We start from the raw sequence: 25,325 nt of genomic DNA, 5'->3' as shown, positions 1-25,325 counted from the left end.
TCGGGATTGGGGATTGGGGATTCGTTTCCCGTCCCACCCGTCCGCCGCTTCAACGCATCCCGCATCCCCAATCCCCAATCCCGAGCCCTTCCAATGTCAGACGCCAAACGCCTTGCCGCCGAGAAAGCCATCGAGTACGTCCAGGACGGAATGATCGTCGGCGTCGGCACCGGCTCCACCGTGGCCTACTTCATCGACGCGCTGGGCCGCATCGGCCACCGCATCAAGGGCGCGGTGTCCAGTTCCGAGCAGAGCACCGCGCGCCTGCGCCAGCACGGCATCGAGGTGCTGGAGCTGAACCACACCGGCACCCTGTCGCTGTACGTGGACGGCGCCGACGAGTGCGATCCGAACAAGTGCCTGATCAAGGGCGGCGGCGCCGCGCTGACCCGCGAGAAGATCATCGCCGAGGCCAGCGAGCGCTTCGTGTGCATCGTCGACCCGAGCAAGCAGGTGCAGACCCTGGGCAAGTTCCCGCTGCCGATCGAGGTGATCCCGATGGCGCGCAGCCTGGTCGCGCGCGAGATCCTGGCGCGCACCGGCGGCCAGCCGGTGTGGCGCGACGGGGTGATCACCGACAACGGCAACGTGGTGCTGGACGTGCATCACCTCTCGATCACCGACCCGGTGGCGCTGGAGCGCGAACTGAACCAGATTCCCGGCGTGGTCTGCGTCGGCCTGTTCGCACGGCGCCCGGCCGACGTGGTGATCGTCGGTGGCGAGCCGCCGCGCGTCCTGTAGGACGCGCGGCGGGATTGGGGATTGGGGATTGGGGATTGGGGATTCGTAAAAGCCGAGATCCTTGCCTTTGCAAATCCCCAATCCCAACTCCCCAATCCCCGCTCTTGACGCCACGCGCACCATGCAACAAGGTGCGCGCTGTCCTCCCTGCCCCGGCCTCGCCATGTCCCTGATCCGCGCGCTCTGTGTCCTGCTCCTGCTCGCCCTCAGCGGTTGCGCCAGCGCTGGCGACCATTGGGTGGAACTGGGTGGGCACCGCTACCAGGTCGAGTTGGCGCAGAACGACGCCACCCGCGCGCGCGGGCTGATGTTCCGCGACCAGATGGAGGCCGACCACGGCATGCTGTTCATCCACGACCGCGAGGAACCGCAGGCGTACTGGATGAAGAACACCAAGATCCCGCTGGATATCCTGTACTTCGACAACCAGCGCAAGCTGGTGGCGCAGCAGCGCGACGTGCCGCCGTGCTCGGCCGGCGACGCCTGCCCGCCCTACCCGAGCAACGCGCCGGCGCGCTACGTGCTCGAACTCAACGCCGGCCAGGCCGAGCAGCTGAAGCTGCAGGACGGCACCGAACTGCGCTTCGGCCCCGGGATTCCGCAGGGCCGCTGATCGCGCGCCATGCCGGCCGGGGTCGGGAAAACGCCCCGCGACCACGGCGCTGAACCCGACACCGCTGTCGGGAACGACCGGACTTGATCGGACCCGGCTTTGCCGCCAGTCTTGGACCATGGCCGCCCGATTGACATTGCCGAGCTGGAATACCCTGGCCGCCCTGGACGACGATGCGCTGCCGCTGCTGGCGACCGCGCTGCTGATCGCCCGCGACGAGTATCCGGAACTCGATGCCGCCCATTACGACACCCTGGCGCAGAGCCACGCCGACCACCTGCGGCACGAGGTGGCGACGATCGGCCCCTGGCCGCTGAAGATGGCCGCGATCAACCGCCACCTGTTCGAAGAACTCGGCTACAGCGGCAACCACGACGAGTATTACGACCCGCGCAACAGCTACATGAACCAGGTGTTCGAGCGGCGCCTGGGCAATCCGATCTCGCTGGCGCTGGTGCAGATGGAAGTGGCGCGGCGCCTGGACATCCCGCTCGACGGCGTGTCCTTCCCCGGCCATTTCCTGGTGCGCCTGCCGGTGGACGACGGCCTGCTGGTGATGGACCCGTTCAACGGCGGGCGCCCGCTGGCGGTGGAGGAGCTGCGCGAACGCGCGCGGCCGCACATGGGCGGCGAAAGCCCGGACGACCGCGCCCTGCTGCAGATCCTGGATCCGGCGCCGCACCGCGCGATCCTGACCCGGGTGCTGCGCAACCTGCACGGCGTCTATGCCGAACGCGACGAATGGGACCGCGCCGCGCGCAGCGCCGACCGCGTGCTCAAGCTGATGCCGGACCAGCCCGAGGCCCTGCGCGACCGCGGCATGGCCTACCTGCAGATGGACTACGTGCCCGGCGCGCGCCGCGACCTGGGCCGCTACTTGCAACTGAACCCCGAAGCCACCGACGCGCTGCCGATCCGCGAACGCCTGGTGGAACTGAGTGCGCGCGGGCAGCGGATGCATTGAGGCTGGGAATGGGGAGGGGGGAATCGGGAATGGGAAAAGCCCATGCCCTAAGGCTCTGAGGTTGCTGACCTGATCAAGCCTTCACTGGATAACCGACCGAACGGATCATTCGAACGTCGGCGGGCAGGCGGCAGCGCGCGACAACCGACCACGCAATCCGACGGCCCGGCATCGCAATGTCTGAAAACTCGTCTGCGGTGCGCAGCCTACAGGCACGGGAGTCGCTGTCCCATTCCCGATTCCCCCCTCCCCATTCCCAGCGCTCAATCCATCTCCACCATCTCGAAATCGTCCTTGGTCACGCCGCAATCCGGGCAGGTCCAGGTGTCGGGCACGTCTTCCCAGCGGGTGCCGGGGGCGATGCCTTCTTCCGGCAGGCCATCGGCCTCGTTGTAGATGAACCCGCAGACGACGCACATCCAGGTGCGATAAGTGGTGGCGGTGGCGTCGCTCATTGGATAATCGCAGGTCACAGTCGAACGGAACGGCATTGTCCCATCGCCGTCGACGCATCGGAAGGCTTGGCCATGAACGCATCCCCGACGCCGCGCGGCGTGTACCTGATCACCCCCGACGAGGCCGATGGCGCGCGCTTGCTGGCACGGGTGGCGCCGCTGCTGGACCAGGGCGTGACTTGGCTGCAGTACCGCAACAAGCGCGCCGACGCGGCGCAACGGCGCGACCAGGCCGCGGCGCTGCAGGCGCTGTGCGCACAGGCCGGGGTGCCGCTGATCGTCAACGACGACGTCGCACTGGCGCTGGCGGTGGGCGCGGCCGGCGTGCACCTGGGCGAGGACGACGGCGACCTGGCCGCCGCGCGCGCCGCGCTCGGGCCGCAGGCGTTGATCGGTGCCTCCTGTTACGACGAGCTGGCCCTGGCCCGCGGCGCTGCGGCGGCCGGCGCCAGCTACGTCGCCTTCGGTGCGTTCTTCCCCAGCCGCAGCAAGATCACCACGCGCCGCGCCACGCCCGCGCTGTTGCACGAGGCCGCGGCACTGGGCCTGCCGCGCGTGGCGATCGGCGGCCTCACCCCGGACAACGCTCGCCCGCTGGTCGCGGCCGGCGCCGACCTGCTGGCGGTGATCAGCGGCGTGTTCGATGCACCCGATCCACGCGCGGCGCTGGCCGCGTACCGCGCCTGCTTCGACTGAGGGGCGGGGGAGGCGTGTCGAGTTGTAGTGGTCCGGAGGTGGGGAAGGGGATGAAGGCACGGCCTCGTGCACCCAAACATCGCGAGACGCTACGCGCCGTACCCTCACCCCAACCCCTCTCCCGGTGGGAGAGGGGCTAGCGCCTTTCCTTCTCCCACCGGGAGAAGGTGCCCCGAAGGGGCGGATGAGGGTACGGGCGCAGCCTCGCGCCCCCAAACACCACGAGACGCTGCGCGCCGGCCCCTCACCCCAACCCCTCTCCCGGGGGGAGAGGGGCTAAGGCGCTCCCCTGCCCGCTCAGAAGTCGTAGCTCAGCGTCACCCGTGCCGAGCGCGGCGCCTGGTACGCCACCGCCTGGTTCCACAGCGGGTTGACTTCGCCCGGGTTCAACTCCGAGAACGGATAGACGTTGACCGCCGTCTGCCGGTTGGTGACGTTGAACACGTCCAGGCTCAACGCCAGCTTGCCGGCGGCGAACTTCGGCTTGTAGGTCACCCCCAGGTCGAGTTGCGCCACCCAACCCAGCGTGCCGTGCGACCCCGGCGGCGACGGCTCGCCGGTGCCGGTGCTGGGGTTGTAGCAGAAGTGGTAGGGGCCGCCGGTGACGCTGGGATTGGCGTAGCCGGCCGGATCGCGGTCGCCGGGGTCGTAGTTGTCGCCGTAGTAGTAACCCAGGCAGGGACGCGGCGCACCGGAGATCAGGCTCAGGTTGGCCGAGGTGCCCCACTCCTCGGTCAGCTGGTAGAACCCGTAGGCCTTGAACTGGTGCCGGCGGTCGTTGGACTGGTTGCCGTTGAAGTGCTCCATCAGCGCCGCATGGTCCCAGCTCTGCGTGGTCGAGGTCGCCGCCTGACCTTGATAGCTGCCCAGCGCACCGCCGGTTCGCCACAGGTCCGAGCGCAACTGGCCCTCGGTGGTGCCGTAGCTGTGCGACCACACGTAGCTCATCTTGGTGTACCAGCGGCCGTCGAACGGACGCTCCAGGTTGAACTCCAGCGCCGAATAGCGGCGCTTGAATTCGGGGTAGCCGCCCTGCTCGCGGGTCACGGTCAAGGCGTGGATCTGGCCGTCCGTGCCGATCACCCGGTAGGTGTTGGTCTCGCCCGGATTGACCAGCGCCGCACTGGCGTTCTTGTTCCAGTCGATGTTCACGCCCGCCGCCGCGGCCGCGGCCAGCAGGCCGGCATTGGAGTTGTCGAGGTTGGTGTCGTCGATGCCGTCGTTGAGCCGGCGATGCACGCCGCGCACGCCGAGCACCCAGTCGTTGGGCAGCAGCTTGCTGAAGCCGAGGATGAGTTCGTCCTGGTTCTCGCCCTTGATGTCCTCGACGACCGCCGTGCGCACGTCGGCGAGCCGGCCGAAACGCGAGTTGGCCGAGACCGGCGGGGCCAGTTGCCTGGCCAGGATCGGCGTGCCGTCGGCATTGATGCCGCTGTAGGTGTAGTAGGTGCTGGTGGAGACCGCCGGGGTGAACAGGCCGGCCGGCGACAACGGCAGGCCGAGGTAGTAGCGGCCGAGGTTGCCGTAGACCTTGAGGCTGGAATCGCCGTTGACGTCCCAACTGAAGCCCAGCCGCGGCGCCCACTGGTTCTTCAGCGCGATGTAGGCCTGGCCGAATGGGGTGTAGTTGGTGAAGCTGTCGTTGCGCACGCCCAGCGAGAGCAGCAACCTGTCGGTGGCCTGCCAGTGGTCTTCGATGTAGTAGGCGGTCTGCTTGGCGTCGTAGGAATACAGGTTGGTGGCGATGTCCTTGGTGACGTAGTAGCCGGTGCGGCCGTAGGTGGGATCGGCCAGGCCGGGGCTGGGCACGCCGATGCTGCCGTCCTCGGCGACCGAGCCGCTGACCAGGCCGCCGCTGTTGCGCCCGAACGGATCCGGGGTGTAGCCGTAGGTCCAGCCATAGCCGGGGCCGGAACTGTACGAGCCGATGTTGATCGCCTCGCTCTTCTGGTTGTCGATGCCGACGTCGACGCTGTGTTCGCCGAGGCGCCAGTTGAGGTTCAGGCGCAGGTTGTCCTTCTTGTACTCGCGGTCCGGATCGGTGATCGAGCTGACCGTCTGCGCGTTGCTGATCGGGGTGCCGCCGGTGTAGGCCGGATTCTCGTTGGCGACGCCGTTGAGGAACGGGCCGTTGCCGGCGTCGTAGCCGATGGCGGTGAGTTTGTTGGGCAGTCGCTCCTTGCCGTACAACGCGGTCAGGGTCACGTTGTCGCCGAAGTAGCCGGTGTACTTGCCCAGGAACAGGGTCGGGCCGAACGTGTTCTTGGCTTCGCGGCCCTTGTAGCTGCCCACCTCGCGATCGACATAGTTGTAGCGGTAGATGCTGCCGTTGGTGCGCGCCTTGTCCTGCGCGCCGGTGAATTCCAGCAGGTGGTTGTCGCTGATCTGCCAGTCGATCTTGGCGTAGGCGCGGGTCTGCTTGTAGTCGTAGCGGGTCCACGGCGAACCGGAGATGCCGCCGGAGGTGACGCGCGCGTCGGCGACGCGGGTACCGCTGGAATCGACCTGTTCCAGGGCCAGGAAGAAGAACAGGCGGTCGCGGACCAGCGGGCCGCCGACATGCGCGCTGTAGGTGGTCTGGTCGGCACTGGTCTCGCTCAGCGGCTGGTAGTTGCCGGCGGTGTACTTGGCGTTGCCGGGATTCCAGTACACGCTGTCCCTGCGGAAATACAGGTCGCGCTGCCTTGCGCTGAGGCTGTCCGGCTGCCAGATCACCGCCGCGCCGAACTGCCAGTCGTTGCTGCCGCGCTTGCCGACCTGGCTGATCACGCCGCCGTTGGAGCGGCCGTACTGCGCGCCATAGCCGCCGGTGAAGATTTCCTGCTGGTCGATCGCGCCGTAGGGCAGGGTCAGCCCGCCCAGGCTGCTGGCCGGGTCGGTGGTGTTGAAGCCGTTGAGGTAGTAGGCGTTCTCGCTGGCCGCCGAGCCGCCGAAGCTGGCCAGCGAACCGCCGAGCGGGCCGTTGTCGTAGCCGCCGCTGTTGTTGACCACGCCCGGCGCCAGCAAGGCGATAGCCTCGGCGGTGCGGCCCAGCGGCAGCACCGCCAGTTGCTCGGCGGTGATCACGGTGCGGCTGTCGACGCTGGCGACGTCGATCCGGGCCACGTTGCCGGCCACCACGTTGACCGCGTCCAGCGTCTGCGCCGGGCCGCCGAAGCCGACCTCGGTGCCGGCGCCGACCACCAGGTTGATGTTGTCGCGCGTCTCCACCACCTTGCCGTCGCGCTTGAGCGTGACCGTGTAGGTGCCCAGCGGCAGGTTGCCCTGCGCATAGCGGCCACGTTCGTCCACCTTCACCTCGCGGCTGAAGCCGCTGGTGTTGGTGATCAGCACGCTGCTCTCGCCCGGCCCCGGCGGCACGCTGCCGACGATGCTACCGGTGGTGGACTGCGCATGGACATGGCCGCCGGCAAGCGCCAGCGCGAGCGCCAAGGCGCTCCTGCGGATCGTACGATGCATGCTCTCTCCCGAAGACGAACATCGTTGGCACGCCAACGACACTGCAGGCGCACCGCCGGATGGCGATCCCCACGCCTGCGCTGGAACCTCCGCCCATCGCATGACCGATGCCGATCGGCAATCGGGTCATGCGCCCCTGGACGTTCCGATCCTAGGCAGCGGATCGCGGCGCGGCGCCGGCCGCGACGGGTAGGTACCCCCTGGCCGGGTAGGCGACATGGCGCATGCAGGCGGCAGCCGCGACAATAGACGGCCTCGCTCCGCGCCCGGCCGGTCGGCCCGGCCAGCATCGCCAAGGATTCCCGCTCATGACCCATTCCCGCTCGCACGCCCTGTTCAGCCAAGCGCAGTCGCTGATTCCCGGCGGCGTCAATTCGCCGGTGCGCGCCTTCAAGTCGGTCGGCGGCGAACCGTTCTTCGTGCAGCGCGCCGATGGCCCGTACCTGTACGACGTCGACGGCAACCGCTACATCGACTACGTCGGCTCGTGGGGGCCGATGATCGCCGGGCACAACCACCCGGCGGTGCGCGAGGCGGTGCAGCGCGCGATCGGCGACGGCCTGTCGTTCGGCGCGCCGTGCCCGGCCGAGGTGACGATGGCGCAGACCATCACCCGGCTGGTGCCGTCGTGCGCGATGGTGCGCATGGTCAACTCCGGAACCGAGGCCACGCTGTCGGCGGTGCGATTGGCCCGCGGCGCCACCGGGCGCAACCGCATCGTCAAGTTCGAAGGCTGCTACCACGGCCACGGCGACTCGTTCCTGGTCAAGGCCGGCAGCGGCATGTTGACCCTCGGCGTGCCGACCTCGCCGGGCGTGCCGGCAGGCCTGAGCGAACTCACCGCCACCCTGGCCTACAACGACGCCGAGGGCGCCACCGCGCTGTTCGAGCGGATCGGCCACGAGATCGCCGCGGTCATCATCGAACCGGTGGTCGGCAACGCCAACTGCATTCCGCCGCGCCCGGGCTATCTGCAGCACCTGCGCGACCTGTGCACGCGGTACGGCGCGCTGCTGATCTTCGACGAGGTGATGACCGGTTTCCGCGTCGCCCTGGGCGGCGCGCAGGCGCACTACGGGGTGACCCCGGACCTGACCACCTTCGGCAAGATCATCGGCGGCGGCATGCCGGTGGGCGCCTATGGCGGCCGCGCCGAACTGATGCGACAGGTGGCCCCGTCCGGGCCGATCTACCAGGCCGGCACGCTCAGCGGCAATCCGGTGGCGATGGCCGCGGGGCTGGCGATGCTGGAGCTGATCCAGGCGCCGGGCTTCCACCAGCGCCTGGACGCGGCCACCGCGCAGTTGTGCGCCGGCCTGGAAGCCGCGGCGGCGGCGGCCGGCGTGGCGGTCACCACCAACCAGGTCGGGGCGATGTTCGGGCTGTTCTTCACCAGCGAGAAGGTGGAGACCTACGCCCAGGCCACCGCCTGCGACACCGCCGCGTTCAACCGCTTCTTCCACGCGATGCTGGCGCGCGGCGTGTTCCTGGCACCCTCGGCGTACGAGGCCGGTTTCGTGTCCAGCGCCCACGACGACGCGGTGCTGGACGCCACCCTGGCCGCGGCGCGCGAGGCGTTCGCGGTGGTCGCCGCCGGCTGAGTCCACGGCGGGCCGCGGTGCGCGGCTTTGCTTTTGTGGCGGCGGTGGCATAAGTTCAGCAGACAACGCCAGCGGACGGCATCAGGGTGGGGACCCGTGGAACCTACGCGGCGAAGACCGTTCCGCGCTCCGCGCGGCGCGGCAGCGCGCGCCCGGTTCCGTCCCGTTACCCGAACCGCCGGAGGGCGCAAGGGCGACCGTTACAGACGACACCGCTGGCGACATGCTCAAGCCTGTCACGCTGTTGAACCCGCGTCTCCCCGCGTCCCCGCACGACGGCGGCCCTGCCGTGCCCGATTGGGTGCTGGCCGACAAGCTCGCGCCGCCGCGCGCACGCGTGGCCACGGTGCCGCGCGAGGCCTTGCTGCAGCACCTGGACCGCGCCGCCGAGCTGCCGTTGACCGTGTTGCTGGCGCCGCCCGGATTCGGCAAGACCACCCTGCTCGGGCAATGGCACCACCGCCTGCGCGAGCGCGGCGAGGCCGCGGTGGCGTGGCTGTCGCTGGACGAGGACGATGCCGATCCCGGGCGCTTCCTCGCCTACCTGGCGCTGGCCGCGCGCGAGGCCGGGGTCGAACTCGGCGCGCCGCTGCAGGCCGCGCTGCAGCAGCAGGGCCAGGACCTGGACGTGGCCGCCACCGTGCCGAGCCTGATCCGCGCGATCCGCGCGGCGCCGCGGCGCCTGCGGGTCATCCTCGACGACTACGACCGCAGCCAGGCCGGCGCGCTCGACGAGGTGGTGACGCGGCTGGTCGAACATGGCGGCGGCCACTTGCACCTGCTGCTGGCGACGCGGCGCGCGCCGGCGCTGCCGCTGGCGCGTTGGGCGCTGCAGGGCCAGCTGGAACGCATCGGCGCGCGCGAACTGGCGCTGGACGAGGCGGAGACGGCGGCGCTGCTGGGACCGCAGGTCCCGGTGGCGATGGCCTGCCAGTTGCGCCGCCAGACCGAGGGCTGGGCAGTCGCGCTGCAGTTGGCCGGGCTGTGGCTGGGCGGCGACGAGCACCGCCGCGACGACCTGGGCCGTTTTTCCGGACGCACCGCCGAGCTAGCGGCGTACCTGGCCGAGCAGGTGCTCAACGATCTGGATCCGGCATTGCGCGCGCTGTTGCTGCAGCTGTCGCCGCTGGAGCGGTTCAATGCCGCGCTCGCCGACGCGGTGCGCGAGCGCGACGACAGCGGCCGCCTGCTGGAACGGCTGGCGCACTTCCAGGGCCTGCTGGTGGCGCTGGACGGCGAGCACGAATGGTTCCGCTTCCATCCGCTGTTCGCCGACTACCTGTCCCAGCAACTGGAGCGCGAGACGCCCGGGCTGGCGCCACAGCTGCACCGGCGCGCCGCGCAATGGTTCGACGCGCACGGGCAGTTGCCCGAGGCGGTGCGCCACGCGGTACGCGGCGGCGCCATCGACAGCGCCGCCGACTGCATCGCCCGCGCCGGCACCTGGCAGTTGCTGTTGCGCCACGGCACCGCGCCGGTGCGCGCGCTGCTGCGCCGCTTCCCGCGCCAGAGCATCGGCGAGCGGCCGGCGCTGGCCCTGACCCAGGCCTACCTGCACATGAAGCTGGGCGAGTTCGCGCACGCGCAGACCCTGCTGGAACGGTTCCGCGATTTCCCCGAGCAGGCACGCGCGCCGTTCGAGCGCGACTACACCGTGGTGGTGGCGTTGCTGCGCGATCTGCTCGACCAGGTCTGCGCCAACCGGCGCGGAGTGGCGCAGATCGCTGCACAGGCCGCCGCGCTGGACGAGGACGACAACCTGGGCCGCGGCACCCTGTGGTGCATCTGCGCCACCACCGCGCTGGGCCGCGCCGATTTCGCCGGCGCCGAACGCTATGCGCAACTGGCCGGCACCGCGATGCAGGCCAGCGGCAGCGAGGTCGGGGCCAGCTATGCGCTGACCCACCTGGCGCAGAGCCACTTCTACCGCGGCCAGTTGGACCGGGCCGAGGCCACCTGCCGCCAGGCGCTGGCCATCGCCCAGCGTCAGCAGCAGCTCGACCCCACCCTGCAGGCGGTCGGCCAGTGCCTGCTGGCGCAGCTGCAATGCGAACACGGCCGCTACGACGCGGCCGCGGACTGCCTGCAGCCGGCGCTGGAGTTCCTCGAGCAGCACGACGGCTGGCTGGACGTGTACGCCGCCGGCTACGAAACCGCGCTGGTGCTGGCACGGCAGCACGACCGCAGCGGCCGCGCCGCACTGGACCTGCTCGACCACATCGACCGGATCGCGCACGCCCGGCACCTGGGCCGGCTCGCCGACCTGGCGCTGGCCTGGCGACTGCACGTGCTGCTCGACCAGCCGCCGTCGCCGGCGATCGACCTGCTGATCGCGCGCGCCAGCGGCGAGGCGCGCTTCACCCACGCCCTGGCGCAGCCGCAGGACTGGCGCTTCCTCACCGCGCTGGGGTTTGCCCTGGCCCGCTGGCATCGCCTGGGCGGCCGCACCCGCGCCGCGCTGGCGGTGCTGCAGGGCGTGGAAGCGCGCTGCGTGGCCGCCGACAATCAGACGCATCTGGCCCGCGCCCGCGCGCGCATCGCGCTGGTGCTGCACGACCGCGGCGAGTCCGACGCCGCCCTGCCCTACCTGCGCCACGCGCTGCAACACGTGGCCAGCACCCAGGCCTGGCAGTGCCTGCTGGAACTGGGCGTGCCGGGCAAAGCGCTGCTGCGCATGGCGCGCCAGCAGGACCCGCAGGCGGCGCCCAACACCACGCTGGCGATGACTATCCAGGCCTTGCTCGACAAACTGCGCCACGACCAGGACAACGGCGCCGAGCTGTTCAGCGAACGCGAACTGGAAGTGCTGGCGCTGCTGGCGCAGGGCGCCGCGAACAAGCAGATCGCGCGGCGCCTGGCGCTATCGGAGAACACGGTCAAGTTCCACCTGAAGAACCTGTACCGCAAGCTGGAAGCCGGCAACCGCGAGGCCGCCCTGGCCAGTGCGCTGCAACGCGGGCTGCTGCAGCGCGCGGCGCCGCCGGAGCGCGCAGCGGACTGAGCGCGGCGGCGCACGCATCGCGCACCGCCAGGATCCTGCGGGAACGCGCTCGACCGCTCCCGCGGCATCGGCCTGCGCGCGAAACGCCGCAGCGCGATGACTGCGGTCGCGACCTGCGCGCGTGGCGCCTCAGCCGAACACGAACTTGCCCTTCATCATCGTCCAGTGCCCCGGGAACGAGCAGAAGAAGGTGTAGTCGCCGCCCTTGGCGAGCTTGGCGGTGGAGAAGGTGATCGTGTCCGACTGCCCGGCGCCGATCACCTTGGTGTGTGCGATGACCCGCGCATCGTTCTTGGGCAGGTAGCTGTCGGCCAGGCTGCTACTGACGCCGGCATTGGCCACGGCCTGGAAATCGGCGGTCTTGGTCAGCACCCAGTTGTGGCCCATCACCGCCGCGGCGAGCTTGCCGCTGTGCTTGAGCGTCAGCGCCACCTCGGTACAGTCGGCGGCGACCTTGATCTGGGCCTGGTCGAAGGACATCTGGTCGGTGCCGGTGATGGTCACCGCGCAGGTCTTGGCCCAGGCCGCCGGCGCGAACGCGAGCGCGGCGAGGACCAGCAAAGGGGACAGCGAGGTTGCTTTCAAGAAAGGCTCCTTGACGATGGGAACAGCGCAGCGACGTCGAGTGCGCCGCCACGCGCTGCGCGTGCAGCGGCAGCGCCACGACTGTCTGCCTTCGCGCGAACGCTTGTCAACGGCAGGCGCACGCGCGTCGCGGCATGCAGCGCACGCGCAGCGGTTAGGCGTTGCGGAAGAATCCATGCAGCGGATCGTGCGACGCCAGCGGCGCCGGCACCGGCAGCGGTCCGCGCTTGCCCGCGGCCACCTGCGCGAACGCCTGCTTGAACCGCGCCATCTCCGCCGCGGTGCCGACGGTGATGCGCGAGCGCTCCGGCCACAGCGTCCAACTGCGGCCGACGAACACGCCATAGGTCGCCATCGCATCCATGAACTCCTTCGCCGGGCGCTTCACGTCGACCATGAAGCAGTTGCTCTCCGAGGCGGTGCAGGCGTATCCCTGCGTGTCGAGCCAGCGCACCACGTCGCTGCGGATGGCGCTGTTGAGCGCGCGCCGCTGCGGCACCAGCGCCGGATCGCGCAGGCTGGCCAGGCCCGCGGCGACCGCGGTCACCGGCAGGCTGTTGATGCTGTAGAACTGGAGCTTGGCCAGCAGCTCGGGTCGCGCCACCGCGTAGCCCAGGCGGATGCCGGCCATGCCATAGAGCTTGGAGAAGGTGCGCAGCACGATCACGTCGTCGCCGGCGGCGACGCGATCGACCATGCTGCTGGCGCTGTCGGAGAAATGCAGGTACGCCTCGTCGACCACCAGCACGCTGCCCTTGGGCTTGTGCGCCAGCGCGTACTCCAGGTCCTTGCGCGGGGTCACCGAGCCGGTGGGATTGTTCGGATTGCAGATGTAGATCACCCCGGCCCGGGCGTCGGCGGCGCACATCGCCTGCACATCGTGCGCGTCGTCCTTGCGCAGCGGCACCTTGATCACCTTGGCGCCGTTGCGCGCGGCGGCGCGCCAGCCGGATTCGTAGGTGGGATCGGCGGTGACCAGCGAGGCGCCGGGCGAAGTGAACGCCAGCATGGCGTAGTCCAGCGGCTCGGTGGAGCCGGCGTAGGCCATCAGGTGGTCCAAGCCCACGCCGAGCTGGGTGGCGAGGGTCTGCAGCAACTCGAGCTGCAGTTCGCCGAGGTAGCGGCCGCCGCTGGACGCGATCGCGGCGATCGCGCGCTGCGCCGCCGGCGAGGGACCACCGGGATATTCGTTGGCGTTGATCAGCACCGGCGCCAGCGCGGTGCCGGCCGCCTGCGCCGCGGCGGGGGCGGCCTGCGCCAGCCACGGCGTGCCGAGGCCGGCTGCGGCGACCAGCGCCGATTGCTGGAGGAACCTGCGGCGCGAAGGCGACGACTGCTGCATGCGGGACTCCTGGCAAGAACGTGGCGAAGGAATTACGGACGCACCGCGACCACTTCGATCTCGATGCGATACAGCGGATTGCCCAGCGCGGCGATCTGGAACGCCGAGCGCGCCGGCAGGTTGGGCTGCTCGGGCGTGCCGAAGAACTGCCGGTAGCCCTCCATGAAGCCGGCGAAATCCATCTTCCCGCCCAGCGCCGGGTCGCCGACCAGGAACGCCTGCATCTTGACCACGTCGCGCATGCCCAGGCCCATGCCTTCCAGCTGCGCCTTGATCTGCGACAGCACGCTGACCGTCTGTGCCTTGGTGTCGCCGTAGGTGGCGGGCGTGTCCTTCGGCGCATTCGGATCGAGCGGCCGCGGCACTGCGCCGCTCAGATAGACCGTGGTCTTGCCGGCCGGGACCTCCACCGCCGCGGAGATCGGGAAATCGCTGTTGGGAATCTTGTGCCGCACGATCTCGGCGGCGCCGGCCAGCGCGGGCAGCCACAGCGCGGCGCACAGGCCGGCACGGAGCGAACGGGAAACGACACGATGACGCATGCGGAACTCCTTGCGATCGGAACGGGGAAGGGGCGGCGCCGGCTCAGTGCCGCAGCGCGTGCACGTCCTCGGCGCTGAGCCGGCCGGGATAGTCGTTGCCGAACTGGCTGCGCACGTAGTGCACCACCTCGGCGACCTGGCGGTCGTTGAGCGTGTCGGCGAAGCCGGGCATGCCGCCGTGGCCGTCGAGCACCATCATCGCCACGTAGGGCGCGGCGGCCACCTTGGGATTGCCGGCCAGCGCCGGATACTCGCCGCCGCCGCGCGCGCCCTGCCCGTCAGGCATGTGGCAGCCCTGGCAGATCGCCGCGTACACGGTGGCACCCGAGGTGGTGGTGAACTCGGCCTGCGGGTACAGCGGGGTGGCGTCGGAACTCTGCGCCGCGGCCGGGCCGATCGGCGGCAGCATCAGCGCGACCAGCGCGGCGGCGATCGCCGCGGCGAGCATCCAGGAACGATCCGGCTTCATGCGCTAGCTCCGTTGACTACGCGACGATGCAGGCGCTCGATCGCGTCCAGTGCCGAGGTGATGGCGCCTTCCTGCCAGGCCGGGATGTAGGAGGCGTGCTCGCCGGCCAGGGCGATGCGGCCGTCGATCTGGCACAGGTTCTCGTAGTGCTCGGCGCGCGCGGCATCGCTCCACATGCCGAAGCAGCCGTGGGTGAACGGCACCCGGTGCCAGCCCACGGCGATGCCGTTGTCGAATTCGCGCGGGTACTGCGGATGCAGCTGCGTGCCGTACTCCACCGCCTTGGCCACGCGCTGCGCCGGCGTCATCGAGGTGAACTCGAACGCCTCCAGCCCCCACACGTAGGCGCCCAGCAGCACGCCCTTGCCGGCGCTCTGGAAGCCGGTGCTCGGATAGCTGATCAGGGTGATCGGCAGGTCGGTGTAGCTGATGCCGCCGTAGATCGCCTCGTCCTCTTCCCAGAAGCGGCGCTTGAACTGCAGCCCGACCTTGACCGAGGCCGCGTACGGCACCTGGCCGATCGCCGCGGCCATCTTCTCGCCCACCGCGATCGGGATGCGGCTGAGGATCGACAGCGGGATCGTGCACACGCACCAGTCGGCCTTGGCCAACTGTTCGCTGCCGTCCGCATCCTGGTAGGCGACGCTGACCCCATGCGCGTCCTGGTCGATGCGGGTGACCCGCGCGTTGTAGCGGATCGCATCGCCGAGCTGGCGCGCGAAGGCCTTGCCGATCTGATCCATGCCGCCGACCGGCTGGAACATCGCGGTCTGCATCTCGTAGTTGTTGCCTGCGGCCAGCGTGGTCCACAGCCGCGAGCGCAGGATGTCCTCGGTGGTGAACGGTTCGGAGAACTCCGGCTTGCCGGACAGGCCGCCGCCCGGATACTTGGCGAAGCCGCGGCGCTCGCTGCTCTCGCGGCCCTTGACGTAGCCGAAGTCCTTGTCCAGCGCGCCCCAGTTGCGCAGCGACTCGAGCAGGATCTCCTGGTCCTCGCGCTGCAGTTGCGCGTCCAGCGCGCCCTGCTTGGTGCTCTTGGCCAGCAGTTCGGCCACGTGCCCCTTGTAGTCGGCGTCGATGTCGCGGAAGCGCTGTGGCCTGCCGCCGAAACCGGTGCGGCTGTGCAGCAGCGCGTTGAAGTTGACCTGCACGAACGGCTCCAGCGCCACCCCGAACTGCTTGCAGTAGGACAGCACTGCCTTGTGGTGGTGCGGGATGCGCCACGGCCCCGGGTTGAGGTACATGCCCTCGTCGAACCCGCACTGCTGCGTGAAGCCACCCAGTTCGGTGTAGCGGTCGCCGCCGCGCAGCGTCCAGTTGCGGCCGCCAGGGCGCGCGTTGTACTCGAGCACCTGCACGCGGTAGCCGGCCTTGCGCAGTTCGTAGGCCGCGGTCATGCCGGCCAGGCCGGCGCCGAGCACCAGCACCGAGGCGCCCCTGGCGTCGCCGTCCAGCCGCGGCACGCCGGTGAAGCGCGATTCGGCGGCCAGGCCCAGGCTGTGCATCGCCTGGTACATCATCGCGCCACCGCCGGCCAGGCCGATCCTGGCGAGCAACTGGCGGCGGGTCATGGCTCCCTTGGGGGCTGCGTGCATCGTGGACATCGTCTCGCGGATGGCGGATCGACCATAGCCGTCGCGGCGGCGGCGCGGATCGGAGGTGGCGGGTAGGCCGCGATGGGGCGGGTAGGTGCGCGGGTGGTGGGTGGGGGTGCGGCGGTGGCCGGCTCCTCACCCCCAACCCCTCCCCCGGGAGGAGAGGGGCTTGCGCGCCATGGCGGTCAGAAGCGGTAGGTGAGCTTGGCGTAGTAGCGCGCGCCGAAGTAACCGATCGGGCTGCCGGTCAGGTACGGCGAGTTGTAGTAGCTCAGGTAGTTCTTCTCGAGGTAGTTGTAGGCCGCCGCCGGGATCTTGTCCGGGTACTTGTTGAACACGTTGTCGGCGCCGATGCTGACCGTGAGCCGATCGGTGGGCCGGTAGGTCAGCTCGACGTTGGTCAGCGCCAGCGTGCCGATCTCCTGCTTGTAGTACGGCGCGCCGTTGACGTCGACCACGTCGAGCTTGCTCAGCACGCTGGCCGGGAAGATCGCGCCGTTCCAGTCGTCGTACGGCGTGACCAACTGGTACTGCGGCCCGTAGATCGCCTCGGTCACGCGCAGGCTGAACTTGCCGATGTTGAAGGTGGCGCCGAGGTTGACCCGGTACTGCGGCGCGTTCTTCTCCAGGTTGATCAGCGTCGCCGCGCTGTACATGGTGGCGCCGCCGAGCACCTGCGGTGCCGGCTTGGCGTCGAGCACCTCGGTCTTGTTGTAGTTGGCCGCCAGGATCCAGTCGATCGAGCCCCAGTCGAACTCGCTGACGTAGTTGGTCACCCAGTCCACGCCACTGCTGCGGGTCTTGAGCGAATTGTTGAAGATCGCCACGGAGATGTTCTGGCGCGCGGTGGCGTCGAGCGAGCCGCCTGGCGCGGACGGATCGATGCCGCCCAGGTAGCCGAAGTCGACCAGGGCCTGGCCCAGCGCGGTGTTGTAGGTCGCGTCGGGGACGCCGTCGCCGTTGGTGTCGCCCGGCTCGCCGGCGCGGGAGTATTCGAAGGTCCCCACACCGATGCGATCGGAGATGGTGATGCGGTAGAAGTCGAGCGTGCTGTCGAAGTTGGACATCGGCCGGAACACGAAGCCCAGGCTGTAGTTGGTGCTGGTCTCCGGCTTCAGGCTGCCGAAGCCCAGCGCGGCGGCGGCCGCGCTGTTGGGCTGCAGCGTCGGGGTGGCGCTGGTCGGGCCGACCTGCACCGCCGAGTAGTAGCCTTCCTGCAGGGTCGGCGCACGGAAGCCGGTGCTGGCGGTGGCGCGCACCGCGAACGTGTCGCTGATGTCGAAGCGGGTGGTCAGCTTGCCGACCACCTTGCTGCCGAAGTCGCTGTAGTTTTCGTAGCGTCCGGCCACGTCCAGCAGCCACTTCTCGGTCGGGTTGAACACCACGTCGGCATAGGCGGCGTAGCTGTGGCGACTGTAGGAGCCGGTGTTGAACAACGGGTTGTAGCCGGGGAAGGAAGACGCGCCGGCGCCGTAGTACGAGGTCGGATCGCCCGCATCGATGCCGTAGCGGTCGCGGCGGTATTCGATGCCGGCGTTGAAGGTCAGCGGCTGCGACAGGCCGACCTCGAAATCGTGGGTGGCGTTGAGGTTGGTGGTCCACTGGCTGGCCCAGAAGCTGCCGTCGTAGAAATCCTCGGGCGAGTAGCCGTCCTCCTGCCACAGGCTGAAGTTCATCGAGTTCAGCGTGTACACGTCCATCTTGTTCTTGCCGTAGCTGCTGGAGAAATCCCAGGACCAGTCGGCCAGCACGCCCTTCAGGCCGGCAGTGAGTTCGTAGTCGACCTCGTCGGAGGCCTCGGACGGATTGAAGCCCAGCGGGTACTTGTGGCTGACCGCACCGGTCGCCGGATCGACATAGCCGCCGTCCTGGCTGGGACGCCGGTAGTTCTCCTCCGACTGCGCGGTCTTCTTGCCGAAGCTGCCGAACGCGTAGAACTCGAGCGTGTCGCTGAGCACCGCGCCGGAGTTGAAGAACAGCACCTTGCGGTGCACTTCCGGCGGATTGAGCCAGGCGTTGACGTTGGGAAAGCGCGGGTTGAGGGTCATGCCGCGCACGTCGTCGGCAAGGAACTCGGCCATACTCGGATTGACCGCCGAGCAGTCGGCGTAGTTGGCCACGCAGTCGGCGTAGCTGTAGGAGCCGAGCCGGTACACGGTCTTGCGGTTCTCGACCTCGGCGCTGAGGCTGAAGTACGCCGCGTCGCTGCCGAAGCCGATGTTGCCGCCCCACGAATCGGTGCCGCCGCCACCGTCCTTGTAGCCGGCGTAGCCGGCATCCACCTCGCCGCCTTCGTGGTTCTTCTTCAGGATGATGTTGATGACGCCGGCGATCGCGTCCGAGCCGTACAGCGCCGCGGCGCCGTCGGTCAGCACTTCCACGTGGTCGATGGCCGCGGCCGGGATGAACGACAGGTCCGCCGACGCCGCGCCGGTGGTGGTGTTGACGTTGGAGGTGATGTGGCGGCGCTTGCCGTTGACCAGCACCAGCGTGTGGTTGGGCGAGAGGTTGCGCAGACTGGCGGTGAGCGTCTGGCTGGCCATGTCGTTGCCGGTCTGGTTGGCGTTGTAGGACGGCACCTGGTTGGCGATGGCGTTGATCAGGTCCGGCGCGGCCGACTGCTTGAGCATCTGCGCGCTGACCAGCTGGATCGGCGCCGGGCTGTCGGTCACCGCCATGTTGGCCTTGCGCGTGCCGGTCGAAATGACCGTGATCGCATCCAGCGTCGTGGCCTGGTCGTCCCCTTGTTCGGCCAGCGCCGGCAGCGCCTGCGTGGCGGCCAGCAACAGCGCCAGCGTGGCGGTTCCGTGGCGATGCCCGGCGTTCCCCAGCCCCCTGCGCACCGACTCCGCCAGACGATGCGTCTTCAATCGCTTGCTCATGCCCAAGACCCCCTGGATGACGTGGATATCGCGTGGAAACGCACCTGTCCCCCGACCGGCGACGCCGTGAACGCGGCGCGAAGGAACCATAGCCAGGGAGGTGCGGCGAGCGGCCGCAGTCGAGGGGTAGGTGGGCCGCATGCGGGTGGGCCGCGCGCGACCGGCAGCACCGCGCGGGTAGCCGCGTTCGCCGCGGCGGGGACTGGGTTAATCTCGGGTGCCCCCACCTACGACCCGTCGCATGCCCCAGTACCGCCCTTGCGTACCGCCGCCCGCGCCATGGCCGCGTTGACCCAGCCGCGCCCGCGCCTGCTGCTGCTCGATTTCGACGGCGTGCTGGCCGGGTATACCCGCGCGGCGCGTATCGCCTGCCTGGCCGAGCAGTGCGGCTGCGAACCGGCACAGGTGCGGCAGGTGCTGTTCGCGTCCGGACTGGAAACCGCCTACGACGGCGGCGAGATCGCCACCGCCGACTACCTGCAACGGCTCGGGCAGGGCCTGGGCAGGCAGGTGCGCGAGGCCGACTGGATCGCCGCGCGCGTCGTCGCCAGCCGCGGCGACCCCGGCGTGGTCGAGCGCGTCCTGGCACTGGCCGGCAGCATCGACATCGGCGTTCTGACCAACAACGGCGCGCTGATGGCCCAGGCGATCGCGCAGATCGTGCCGGCGCTGTTTCCGTTGCTGCAGGGCCGGGTGCTGTGCAGCGGCACGCTGGGCGGGCGCAAGCCGCAGGCCGAGGTCTATCGGCGTGCGCTCGACCACTTCGGCGTCGCCCCGCGGCACGCGCTGTTCCTCGACGACCTGTTCGTCAACGTGCGCGGCGCCCGCGCCATCGGCATGCGCGCGGAAACCGCCAGCGGTGCGCGCGCGGTGCGCCGCGCGCTGGCGCGGCACGGCCTGGCATAGGCACTGAGGCCACGCGCGCGGAACAGCGGCCACTGCCGCAGCGACCGGCGATTGCGCACGCGTGTTGTTGATGGGGGGCTGTCGCCCGCGCGGCACGGCGCGCGGGTCGGATCACGCCCCGCAGCGGCGGCGCGCAGTCAGCGCCTCGTGTCGACAGGCGCATGGATGCGCCTGCCGAGAATTCCCATCCTGCCCGCGACCCGCGCGTAGCGCGGGCATGACGTCCGGGAGTGCTTCTGCGCCTGGCGTTGCGCAGGCAAAAAACCGCTTCCCGGCAGCCGAAGGCCGATCGCGCTCACGCACGCAACCCGTGCGGCATCGTCGTTGCCGCACGACCTGCCGACTGCCGCGCGCGCCGATCGACTCAACGCGTGCCGACGTACTCCCGCAGCGCCGCACGCAACCGCTGCAAGCCCTCGGCCAGCTCCTGGTCGGTGATGTTCAGCGACGGCACGAAACGCAGCACGTCCGGCCCGGCCTGCAAGGTCAGCACCCCGTGCGCGGCGGCGTGGTCGAGGATCGCCGCGGCCTGCCCCGCATGCGCCGGGTTCAAGACCGCACCCAGCATCAATCCGCGCCCGCGCACCTGCGAGAACAGCCTGAATTCCTCGTCGAGCGCCGCCAGGCCCGTACGCAGCGCCGCCGCCTGCCGCGACACGTTGGCGGCGATCGTCGTCGAGGCCAGCTTGCGCAGCGCCACCCGCGCCACCGCCGCGGCCAGCGGGTTGCCGCCGAAGGTGGTGCCGTGCGCGCCGAACTGCATGGTCTCGGCGACCTTCGGGCCGGCCAGCAGCGCGCCAATCGGGAAGCCGCCGCCCAGCGCCTTGGCCAGGGTCACGATGTCCGGCGTGACCTGGTCCTGCCAGTGCGCGAACAGGGTGCCGGTGCGGCCCATGCCGCACTGGATCTCGTCCAGCACCAGCAGCGCGCCGTGGTGGTCGCACAGCGCCCGCACCTGCGCCAGGAAGCCCGGCGCCGCCGGCATCACCCCGCCTTCGCCCTGCACCGGCTCCAGCATCACCGCGGCCACGTCGCCGGCGGCCATCGCCGTTTCCAGCTGCACGATGTCGTTGAAGTCGACGTAGCGGAAACCGCCGGGCAGCGGCTCGTAGCCCTCCTGGTACTTGGGCTGCGCGGTGGCGGTCACCGCGGCCAGGGTACGGCCATGGAAACTGCCGCGGAAGGTGACGATCACCCGCCGCTGCGGCGGACGGCCCTGGGCGCTGGCCCACTTGCGCACCAGCTTGATCGCCGCCTCGTTGGCCTCGGCGCCGGAGTTGCACAGGAAGGCCCTGTGCGCGAAGCGCGAGGCCACCACCAGTTCCTCGACCAGGCGCAGCGGCGGCTCGCTGTAGAACACGTTGCTGGTGTGCCACAGCTTGCCGGCCTGTTCGAGCAGCGCCGCCTGCAGGTCCGGATCCTGGTGACCGAGCCCGCACACGGCGATGCCGGCGGACAGGTCGATGTAGTCGCGTCCCTCGCTGTCCCAGACCCGGGCGCCCTGGCCGCGCTCCAGCACCAGTTGGCGCGGACGGTAGATCGGCAGGCTGTAGCGTTGACCGAGGGCGATCAGCTCCGCGGCGGAAGAAGCGGTCATCGAGGGAATCCTGCGGTGGAGAAAGCACCGATTATAGAGACCGCCGCGGCAGGCGCGGCGGTCGGCGACGGCGCCACCGGCAGCACCGCGCGTGCGGCGGGCGGCGCAGCAGGGGCGCTGGCCGCGTTTACCAGACGCCGGTGTTCGGCATCGACGCCCACGGCTCGGCCGGCGCCAGCGCCCCGCCCTTCTGCAGCAGCTCGATCGAGATCAGGTCGGGGCTGCGCACGAAGGCCATGCGCCCGTCGCGCGGCGGACGGTTGATGGTCACGCCGAGCGACTGCAGGTGCGCGCAGAGGGCGTAGATGTCGTCGACCTCGAAGGCCAGGTGACCGAAATTGCGGGCGCTGCCGTAGTCCTCGTCCGAGCCCCAGTTGTAGGTCAGCTCGACTTCGGCCTCCGGGTTCTCGGGGGCGCCGAAGTACACCAGGGTGAACTTGCCGGCTTCGTTCTCGACGCGGCGGGTCTCGTGCAGGCCCAGGCCCTCGGTGAAGAACGTGCTGGTCTTCTCCAGGTCGTGGACGCGGATCATGGCGTGCAGGTATTTCATCGTGACAGCTCCGAGGGTGGGGGAGGGAGGCGCCATGCCGCGATGGCGCGCGCAGAGGGCGCACAGGGTAGCGCCGCCGGCGTGCAGGCACGGCGACGCCGTGGCGGGACCGGTTCAGCGGAAATAGCAGGCCTTCAGCGGCAGCGCCGCCGCGCCCACCGCGCTGGCATCGGCGGTGGCGGCGGCCGGCAGCAGCAACGGCAACGGCCGCGCCTGGCCGCGGCGCGGCTGATTGTCGATGCGCACGCGCGGAATCAGCCGCGTCGCCAGCTCGCGCGGCATGCGCCCGCCGAACACCACCGCCGGCGGATCGAAGATCGCCACGATCGCCGACACGATCAGCGACAGGCCCGGCGCCACCCGCGCGATCCAGCGCTCGATCGCCGGCCACGCCGGATCGTAGGCCGCCAACAGCGCGCGGATGTCGGGCAGCGCGATGCCGTCCTCGGCCAGCAGTTGCCGCAACAGTTCCAGCGTGCCGCGCTCCAGCCCCTGCTGCGGCAGCATGCCGGCGAACTCGCCGGCGTTGCCGTGCGCCCCGCGCAGGCAGGCGCCGTCGATCACCACGCCGCCGCCCAGGCCGTAGTTGAAGTGCAGATAGGCGAAATCGCGGTACTGGCGGCCGATGCCGAGCAGGCTCTCGCCTGCCGCCGCCACCGTGCCGTCGTTGTCCACCCACACCGGCAGCGCCAGCGCCTCGGCCAGCCAGTCGCCGATCGACAGCTCGCCCAGCGCGCGCAGCGGCTCGGGCGGGTTCATGTGCACGCCATCCTCGACGAAGAAGCCGGTCATCGCCACGCCCGCGCCCAGGCGCGGACCGAGCCCGGCGCCGGCCGCCGCGGTCAGCGCCGCATCGGCCTCGCGCAACTGCGCCAGCAGCGCGGCCGGCTCGGTCGAGCGCAGCGCATGCTCGGCGGTGGCGCGGATCTGGCCGCTGAAGTCCAGCAGCGCCAGCGACAGCGCATCGGTCGCGATCGCGTAGCCGACGGTGTGGCCGTAGCCGGGATTGAGCGCGATGCCCGCGCCCGGCTTGCCGCGGCCGGCATGCGCCAGCGACGCGCCGATCGCGACCAGGCCGCGCTCGGCCAGTGCGTCCACCAGGCGCACCGCCGACTGCACGGTCAGCCCGGTGCTGCGGCTGAGATCGGCGCGGGTGGCGGTACCGGCCAGGCGCAGGCGATCGAGCAGGTGGCGCTCGTTGTCGCTGAGATCGGCATGGATGGCATGGCGGGACGCGGGAACACGCGGCAGGGCGACGGCGACAGGAGCGGGCATGGGCGGCGGTGGCATGAAGACCCCGGCAGCATAGCCGCGCCGCACTCCGCCATTGCGGCACCGACCGCGATCGGGTGGAACAACGCGTTTTTGCAGCGCGGCGCTCGCATGCGGCGCGGCGCGTTGCGACCAGCCAATCGACGCCTCCCGCGTCCGAACCGCGTGACCGCGGCGTACCCGGCAACGCCGGGCATCAATCCAGAAACAGGTCCGGCAGCAACGGCTGCGACGGGTCCTGCGCATAACCGGACAGATCGTGGACGCCGGCCTCCGCCAGCACCGCGTCGTCGATCAGGAACTGGCCGTAGAACCCGGCGGCCGGCCGGGTCAGCACGGCGTGCGCGGCGTCGGCCATGATCTCCGGGCGGCGGCCGTTGCCGGCATCGACGCCGGGGATCATGTTCAGCGCCTCGGTGGCGATCAGCGTGCGCGGCCACAGCGCATTGACCGCCACGCCCTGCGGGCCGAACTCGCCGGCCAGGCCCAGGGTGACCAGGCTCATGCCCATCTTCGCCAGGGTGTAGCCGGTATGCGGCGCCCACCACTTCGGATCCAGCGACGGCGGCGGCGCCAGGGTCAGGATGTGCGGATTGGCGCTGCGCAGCAGATGCGGCAGGCAGGCCTGCGCGCACAGGAAGCTGCCGCGCGCGTTGACCTGCTGCATCAGGTCGAAGCGCTTCATCGGCGTCTCCAGCGCACCGCGCAGCCAGATCGCGCTGGCGTTGTTGACCAGGATGTCGATGCCACCGAAGGCCGCGACCGTCGCCGCCACCGCCGCATGCACCTGTTCCTCTTCGCGGATATCGCACTTGAGCGCCATCGCGCGCCCACCGGCCGCCTCCACCGCCGCCGCCGCGCTGTGGATGGTGCCCGGCAGCTTGGGATTGGGCACCGCCGACTTCGCCGCGATCGCCACATTGGCGCCATCGCGCGCCGCCCGCAGCGCGATCGCCAGCCCGATGCCGCGCGAGGCGCCGGTGATAAGGAGGGTTTTGCCTTTGAGGGTCATTGGAGTGGGAATGGAGAATCGGGAATCGGGAATCGGGAATCGGGAATCGGAAAAGCTTAACGCCTTCTCGCCGCGCACCCGTCAGACCAGACGCACACGCGCTCCGCTTTTTCCATTCCCCATTCTCCATTCCCCACTCCCGGCCCTTCAGGGCTTCGGCCCCTGCCCCTCGTTGTCCTCCCACTTGAGCAGGCGCCGGGTCACGAAGCGGTACACCGGCTTGCCGCTGGCGAACCACAGTTCACGCACCCAGGAATGACGCTTGAGCAGGCGCCGTTCGACCGGGGTCAGGGCGTGCGCGCAGTACATGCGCTTGTGCTTGAGCAGGTGGCGCAGGTCCTCGCGCGCCAGCAGGCGCATCCAGCGCGAGCGCGGTGCGCCGCGCACGGCGAGCTGGAAATCGATCAGCGCCGGGCTGCCGTCCGCCAGCACCAGCCAGTTCGCCTCCTTGGCCAGGTCGTTGTGCGCCACCCCGCGCCGGTGCACCTGCTGCAGCAGGCGCCGCGCGGCGCGGAAATAGGCCAGGTCGCCGCGCGGCGGCCGCTGGTACATCGCCGCGCCGTCCAGGTAGCTGCGATCCAGGAAGGTGCCGTCCCAGCCGCGCAATTGCGGCGTCGCCGCCATGCCGTCCAGATGCCGCAGGGCGAGGGCCTCGCGCCGCGCCAGCCACCACGCCGGCAGCCGCAGCCACCACGGCGAGGCGGTGAGGTCGCGGCGGACCAGGCGCGTCTCGCCTTCGCCCAGCAACAGGATGCGGCCGAAGCTGTCGGACTTGAGGATCTGCACGGGACGGGTGGGGGCGACAGGCATCGCGGAAGTGTAAGCGCAACGCCAGGTGCCCTCGCCGTTCCATCGTCGCGACGCTACCGCGCGCCGCGGCCACGCACGATCGCACCGGCACCAATTCCCCGTCAGCGCCCGACAGGGCGGGCAACCGCAGCAGACGCCCTCACCAATCCCTCCTTCCTCTCTCCACGCGCACGGACGCGCGATGCAACGCGTTCCGCCCCGCGCCGCGGTCACCGCACGGCCGCCGCGCACCG

Annotated in this window: 20 protein-coding genes; 7 read left to right on the top strand and 13 right to left on the bottom strand. The window is 70.2% G+C overall.

Annotation, left to right across the window (positions count from 1 at the left end):
• The first annotated feature begins 93 nt into the window (after positions 1-93).
• From rpiA to AC1PME_RS04840, 3 genes are all read left to right on the top strand, one after another.
• Positions 94-741, top strand: a complete 648-nt coding sequence (gene rpiA / locus AC1PME_RS04850; protein WP_254460537.1) for a ribose-5-phosphate isomerase RpiA — start codon at positions 94-96, stop codon at positions 739-741.
• Positions 742-904: 163 nt separating this feature from the next.
• A complete protein-coding gene (locus AC1PME_RS04845) occupies positions 905-1,354 on the top strand; it encodes a DUF192 domain-containing protein (RefSeq protein WP_254460536.1) in 450 nt (149 codons plus the stop codon).
• A gap of 49 nt (positions 1,355-1,403) precedes the next feature.
• Positions 1,404-2,318, top strand: coding sequence for a SirB1 family protein (locus AC1PME_RS04840; protein WP_429002522.1), 915 nt, complete (start codon positions 1,404-1,406; stop codon positions 2,316-2,318).
• Positions 2,319-2,581: 263 nt separating this feature from the next.
• Here the strand turns inward: AC1PME_RS04840 and AC1PME_RS04835 are convergent, their stop codons facing one another.
• Positions 2,582-2,773, bottom strand: a complete 192-nt coding sequence (locus AC1PME_RS04835) for a rubredoxin (protein ID WP_160965338.1) — start codon at positions 2,771-2,773, stop codon at positions 2,582-2,584.
• A gap of 72 nt (positions 2,774-2,845) precedes the next feature.
• Here AC1PME_RS04835 and thiE point away from each other — a divergent pair, with 72 nt between their 5' ends.
• On the top strand, positions 2,846-3,469 hold the full coding sequence (thiE, locus tag AC1PME_RS04830; RefSeq protein WP_481097471.1) for a thiamine phosphate synthase: 624 nt from the start codon (positions 2,846-2,848) through the stop codon (positions 3,467-3,469).
• Positions 3,470-3,766: 297 nt separating this feature from the next.
• Here the strand turns inward: thiE and AC1PME_RS04825 are convergent, their stop codons facing one another.
• Positions 3,767-6,928: a TonB-dependent receptor gene (locus AC1PME_RS04825; RefSeq protein ID WP_307548855.1), complete on the bottom strand. Its 3,162-nt coding sequence runs from the start codon at positions 6,926-6,928 to the stop codon at positions 3,767-3,769.
• Between the two features lie 308 nt (positions 6,929-7,236).
• Between AC1PME_RS04825 and hemL the strand changes: the two genes are divergently transcribed.
• Together hemL and AC1PME_RS04815 are read left to right on the top strand one after the other, a co-directional pair.
• Positions 7,237-8,529: a glutamate-1-semialdehyde 2,1-aminomutase gene (gene hemL / locus AC1PME_RS04820; RefSeq protein WP_481097470.1), complete on the top strand. Its 1,293-nt coding sequence runs from the start codon at positions 7,237-7,239 to the stop codon at positions 8,527-8,529.
• Positions 8,530-8,752: 223 nt separating this feature from the next.
• Complete coding sequence (locus AC1PME_RS04815; RefSeq protein ID WP_481097469.1) at positions 8,753-11,530, top strand: winged helix-turn-helix domain-containing protein; 2,778 nt, start codon at positions 8,753-8,755, stop codon at positions 11,528-11,530.
• Between the two features lie 129 nt (positions 11,531-11,659).
• On the opposite strand, the gene azu is transcribed toward AC1PME_RS04815, so the two are convergent.
• From azu to AC1PME_RS04785, 6 genes are all read right to left on the bottom strand, one after another.
• Positions 11,660-12,100, bottom strand: coding sequence for an azurin (gene azu, locus AC1PME_RS04810; RefSeq protein ID WP_481098072.1), 441 nt, complete (start codon positions 12,098-12,100; stop codon positions 11,660-11,662).
• A 169-nt stretch (positions 12,101-12,269) separates the two neighbouring features.
• Complete coding sequence (locus AC1PME_RS04805; protein WP_307548849.1) at positions 12,270-13,457, bottom strand: pyridoxal phosphate-dependent aminotransferase; 1,188 nt, start codon at positions 13,455-13,457, stop codon at positions 12,270-12,272.
• Positions 13,458-13,489: 32 nt separating this feature from the next.
• The gene (locus AC1PME_RS04800) at positions 13,490-13,999 is read right to left on the bottom strand and encodes a RidA family protein (protein WP_254460529.1); all 510 of its coding nucleotides are present in this window, start codon (positions 13,997-13,999) and stop codon (positions 13,490-13,492) included.
• Between the two features lie 43 nt (positions 14,000-14,042).
• Positions 14,043-14,468 carry a c-type cytochrome gene (locus AC1PME_RS04795; protein WP_254460528.1) on the bottom strand — a complete coding sequence of 142 codons (426 nt, stop codon included), beginning with the start codon at positions 14,466-14,468 and terminating at the stop codon, positions 14,043-14,045.
• Positions 14,465-16,039, bottom strand: coding sequence for a flavin monoamine oxidase family protein (locus AC1PME_RS04790; RefSeq protein ID WP_481098071.1), 1,575 nt, complete (start codon positions 16,037-16,039; stop codon positions 14,465-14,467). Before AC1PME_RS04790 ends, AC1PME_RS04795 begins: the two co-directional genes overlap by 4 nt.
• Positions 16,040-16,248: 209 nt before the next feature.
• Complete coding sequence (locus AC1PME_RS04785; RefSeq protein ID WP_481097468.1) at positions 16,249-18,945, bottom strand: TonB-dependent receptor plug domain-containing protein; 2,697 nt, start codon at positions 18,943-18,945, stop codon at positions 16,249-16,251.
• Positions 18,946-19,233: 288 nt separating this feature from the next.
• Between AC1PME_RS04785 and AC1PME_RS04780 the strand changes: the two genes are divergently transcribed.
• Positions 19,234-19,851 carry an HAD-IA family hydrolase gene (locus AC1PME_RS04780; RefSeq protein ID WP_481098070.1) on the top strand — a complete coding sequence of 206 codons (618 nt, stop codon included), beginning with the start codon at positions 19,234-19,236 and terminating at the stop codon, positions 19,849-19,851.
• A gap of 364 nt (positions 19,852-20,215) precedes the next feature.
• Here the strand turns inward: AC1PME_RS04780 and AC1PME_RS04775 are convergent, their stop codons facing one another.
• The 5 genes from AC1PME_RS04775 to AC1PME_RS04755 all read right to left on the bottom strand — a co-directional run bounded on the left by AC1PME_RS04775 (position 20,216) and on the right by AC1PME_RS04755 (position 25,092).
• Positions 20,216-21,448, bottom strand: coding sequence for an acetylornithine transaminase (locus AC1PME_RS04775; protein WP_307548845.1), 1,233 nt, complete (start codon positions 21,446-21,448; stop codon positions 20,216-20,218).
• 127 nt (positions 21,449-21,575) lie between these two features.
• Positions 21,576-21,998, bottom strand: a complete 423-nt coding sequence (locus AC1PME_RS04770) for a VOC family protein (RefSeq protein WP_254460524.1) — start codon at positions 21,996-21,998, stop codon at positions 21,576-21,578.
• A gap of 114 nt (positions 21,999-22,112) precedes the next feature.
• Positions 22,113-23,273: an ROK family transcriptional regulator gene (locus AC1PME_RS04765; RefSeq protein WP_254460523.1), complete on the bottom strand. Its 1,161-nt coding sequence runs from the start codon at positions 23,271-23,273 to the stop codon at positions 22,113-22,115.
• A gap of 193 nt (positions 23,274-23,466) precedes the next feature.
• Positions 23,467-24,282, bottom strand: a complete 816-nt coding sequence (locus AC1PME_RS04760; RefSeq protein WP_481097467.1) for an SDR family oxidoreductase — start codon at positions 24,280-24,282, stop codon at positions 23,467-23,469.
• A gap of 147 nt (positions 24,283-24,429) precedes the next feature.
• Positions 24,430-25,092 carry a serine/threonine-protein kinase gene (locus AC1PME_RS04755; protein WP_481097466.1) on the bottom strand — a complete coding sequence of 221 codons (663 nt, stop codon included), beginning with the start codon at positions 25,090-25,092 and terminating at the stop codon, positions 24,430-24,432.
• Positions 25,093-25,325 lie beyond the last annotated feature (233 nt).

Source organism: Xanthomonas sp. NCPPB 901, from assembly GCF_056725085.1.
The sequence above is the reverse complement of the archived record's forward strand: the minus strand, read 5'-3'. Positions and strand labels throughout refer to the sequence as shown.

Bases quoted from the DNA above. Each gene is read 5' to 3' on its own strand.
- thiE (WP_481097471.1), top strand. From the start codon at position 2,846: ATGAACGCATCCCCGACGCCGCGCGGCGTGTACCTGATCACCCCCGAC.
- AC1PME_RS04765 (WP_254460523.1), bottom strand. From the start codon at position 23,273: ATGCCCGCTCCTGTCGCCGTCGCCCTGCCGCGTGTTCCCGCGTCCCGC.
- AC1PME_RS04775 (WP_307548845.1), bottom strand. From the start codon at position 21,448: ATGACCGCTTCTTCCGCCGCGGAGCTGATCGCCCTCGGTCAACGCTAC.
- AC1PME_RS04805 (WP_307548849.1), bottom strand. From the start codon at position 13,457: ATGCAGCAGTCGTCGCCTTCGCGCCGCAGGTTCCTCCAGCAATCGGCG.
- AC1PME_RS04790 (WP_481098071.1), bottom strand. From the start codon at position 16,039: ATGACCCGCCGCCAGTTGCTCGCCAGGATCGGCCTGGCCGGCGGTGGC.
- AC1PME_RS04800 (WP_254460529.1), bottom strand. From the start codon at position 13,999: ATGCGTCATCGTGTCGTTTCCCGTTCGCTCCGTGCCGGCCTGTGCGCC.
- AC1PME_RS04825 (WP_307548855.1), bottom strand. From the start codon at position 6,928: ATGCATCGTACGATCCGCAGGAGCGCCTTGGCGCTCGCGCTGGCGCTT.
- AC1PME_RS04815 (WP_481097469.1), top strand. From the start codon at position 8,753: ATGCTCAAGCCTGTCACGCTGTTGAACCCGCGTCTCCCCGCGTCCCCG.
- AC1PME_RS04770 (WP_254460524.1), bottom strand. From the start codon at position 21,998: ATGAAATACCTGCACGCCATGATCCGCGTCCACGACCTGGAGAAGACC.
- AC1PME_RS04760 (WP_481097467.1), bottom strand. From the start codon at position 24,282: ATGACCCTCAAAGGCAAAACCCTCCTTATCACCGGCGCCTCGCGCGGC.
- AC1PME_RS04755 (WP_481097466.1), bottom strand. From the start codon at position 25,092: ATGCCTGTCGCCCCCACCCGTCCCGTGCAGATCCTCAAGTCCGACAGC.
- AC1PME_RS04845 (WP_254460536.1), top strand. From the start codon at position 905: ATGTCCCTGATCCGCGCGCTCTGTGTCCTGCTCCTGCTCGCCCTCAGC.
- AC1PME_RS04785 (WP_481097468.1), bottom strand. From the start codon at position 18,945: ATGAGCAAGCGATTGAAGACGCATCGTCTGGCGGAGTCGGTGCGCAGG.
- AC1PME_RS04835 (WP_160965338.1), bottom strand. From the start codon at position 2,773: ATGAGCGACGCCACCGCCACCACTTATCGCACCTGGATGTGCGTCGTC.
- rpiA (WP_254460537.1), top strand. From the start codon at position 94: ATGTCAGACGCCAAACGCCTTGCCGCCGAGAAAGCCATCGAGTACGTC.
- AC1PME_RS04795 (WP_254460528.1), bottom strand. From the start codon at position 14,468: ATGAAGCCGGATCGTTCCTGGATGCTCGCCGCGGCGATCGCCGCCGCG.
- hemL (WP_481097470.1), top strand. From the start codon at position 7,237: ATGACCCATTCCCGCTCGCACGCCCTGTTCAGCCAAGCGCAGTCGCTG.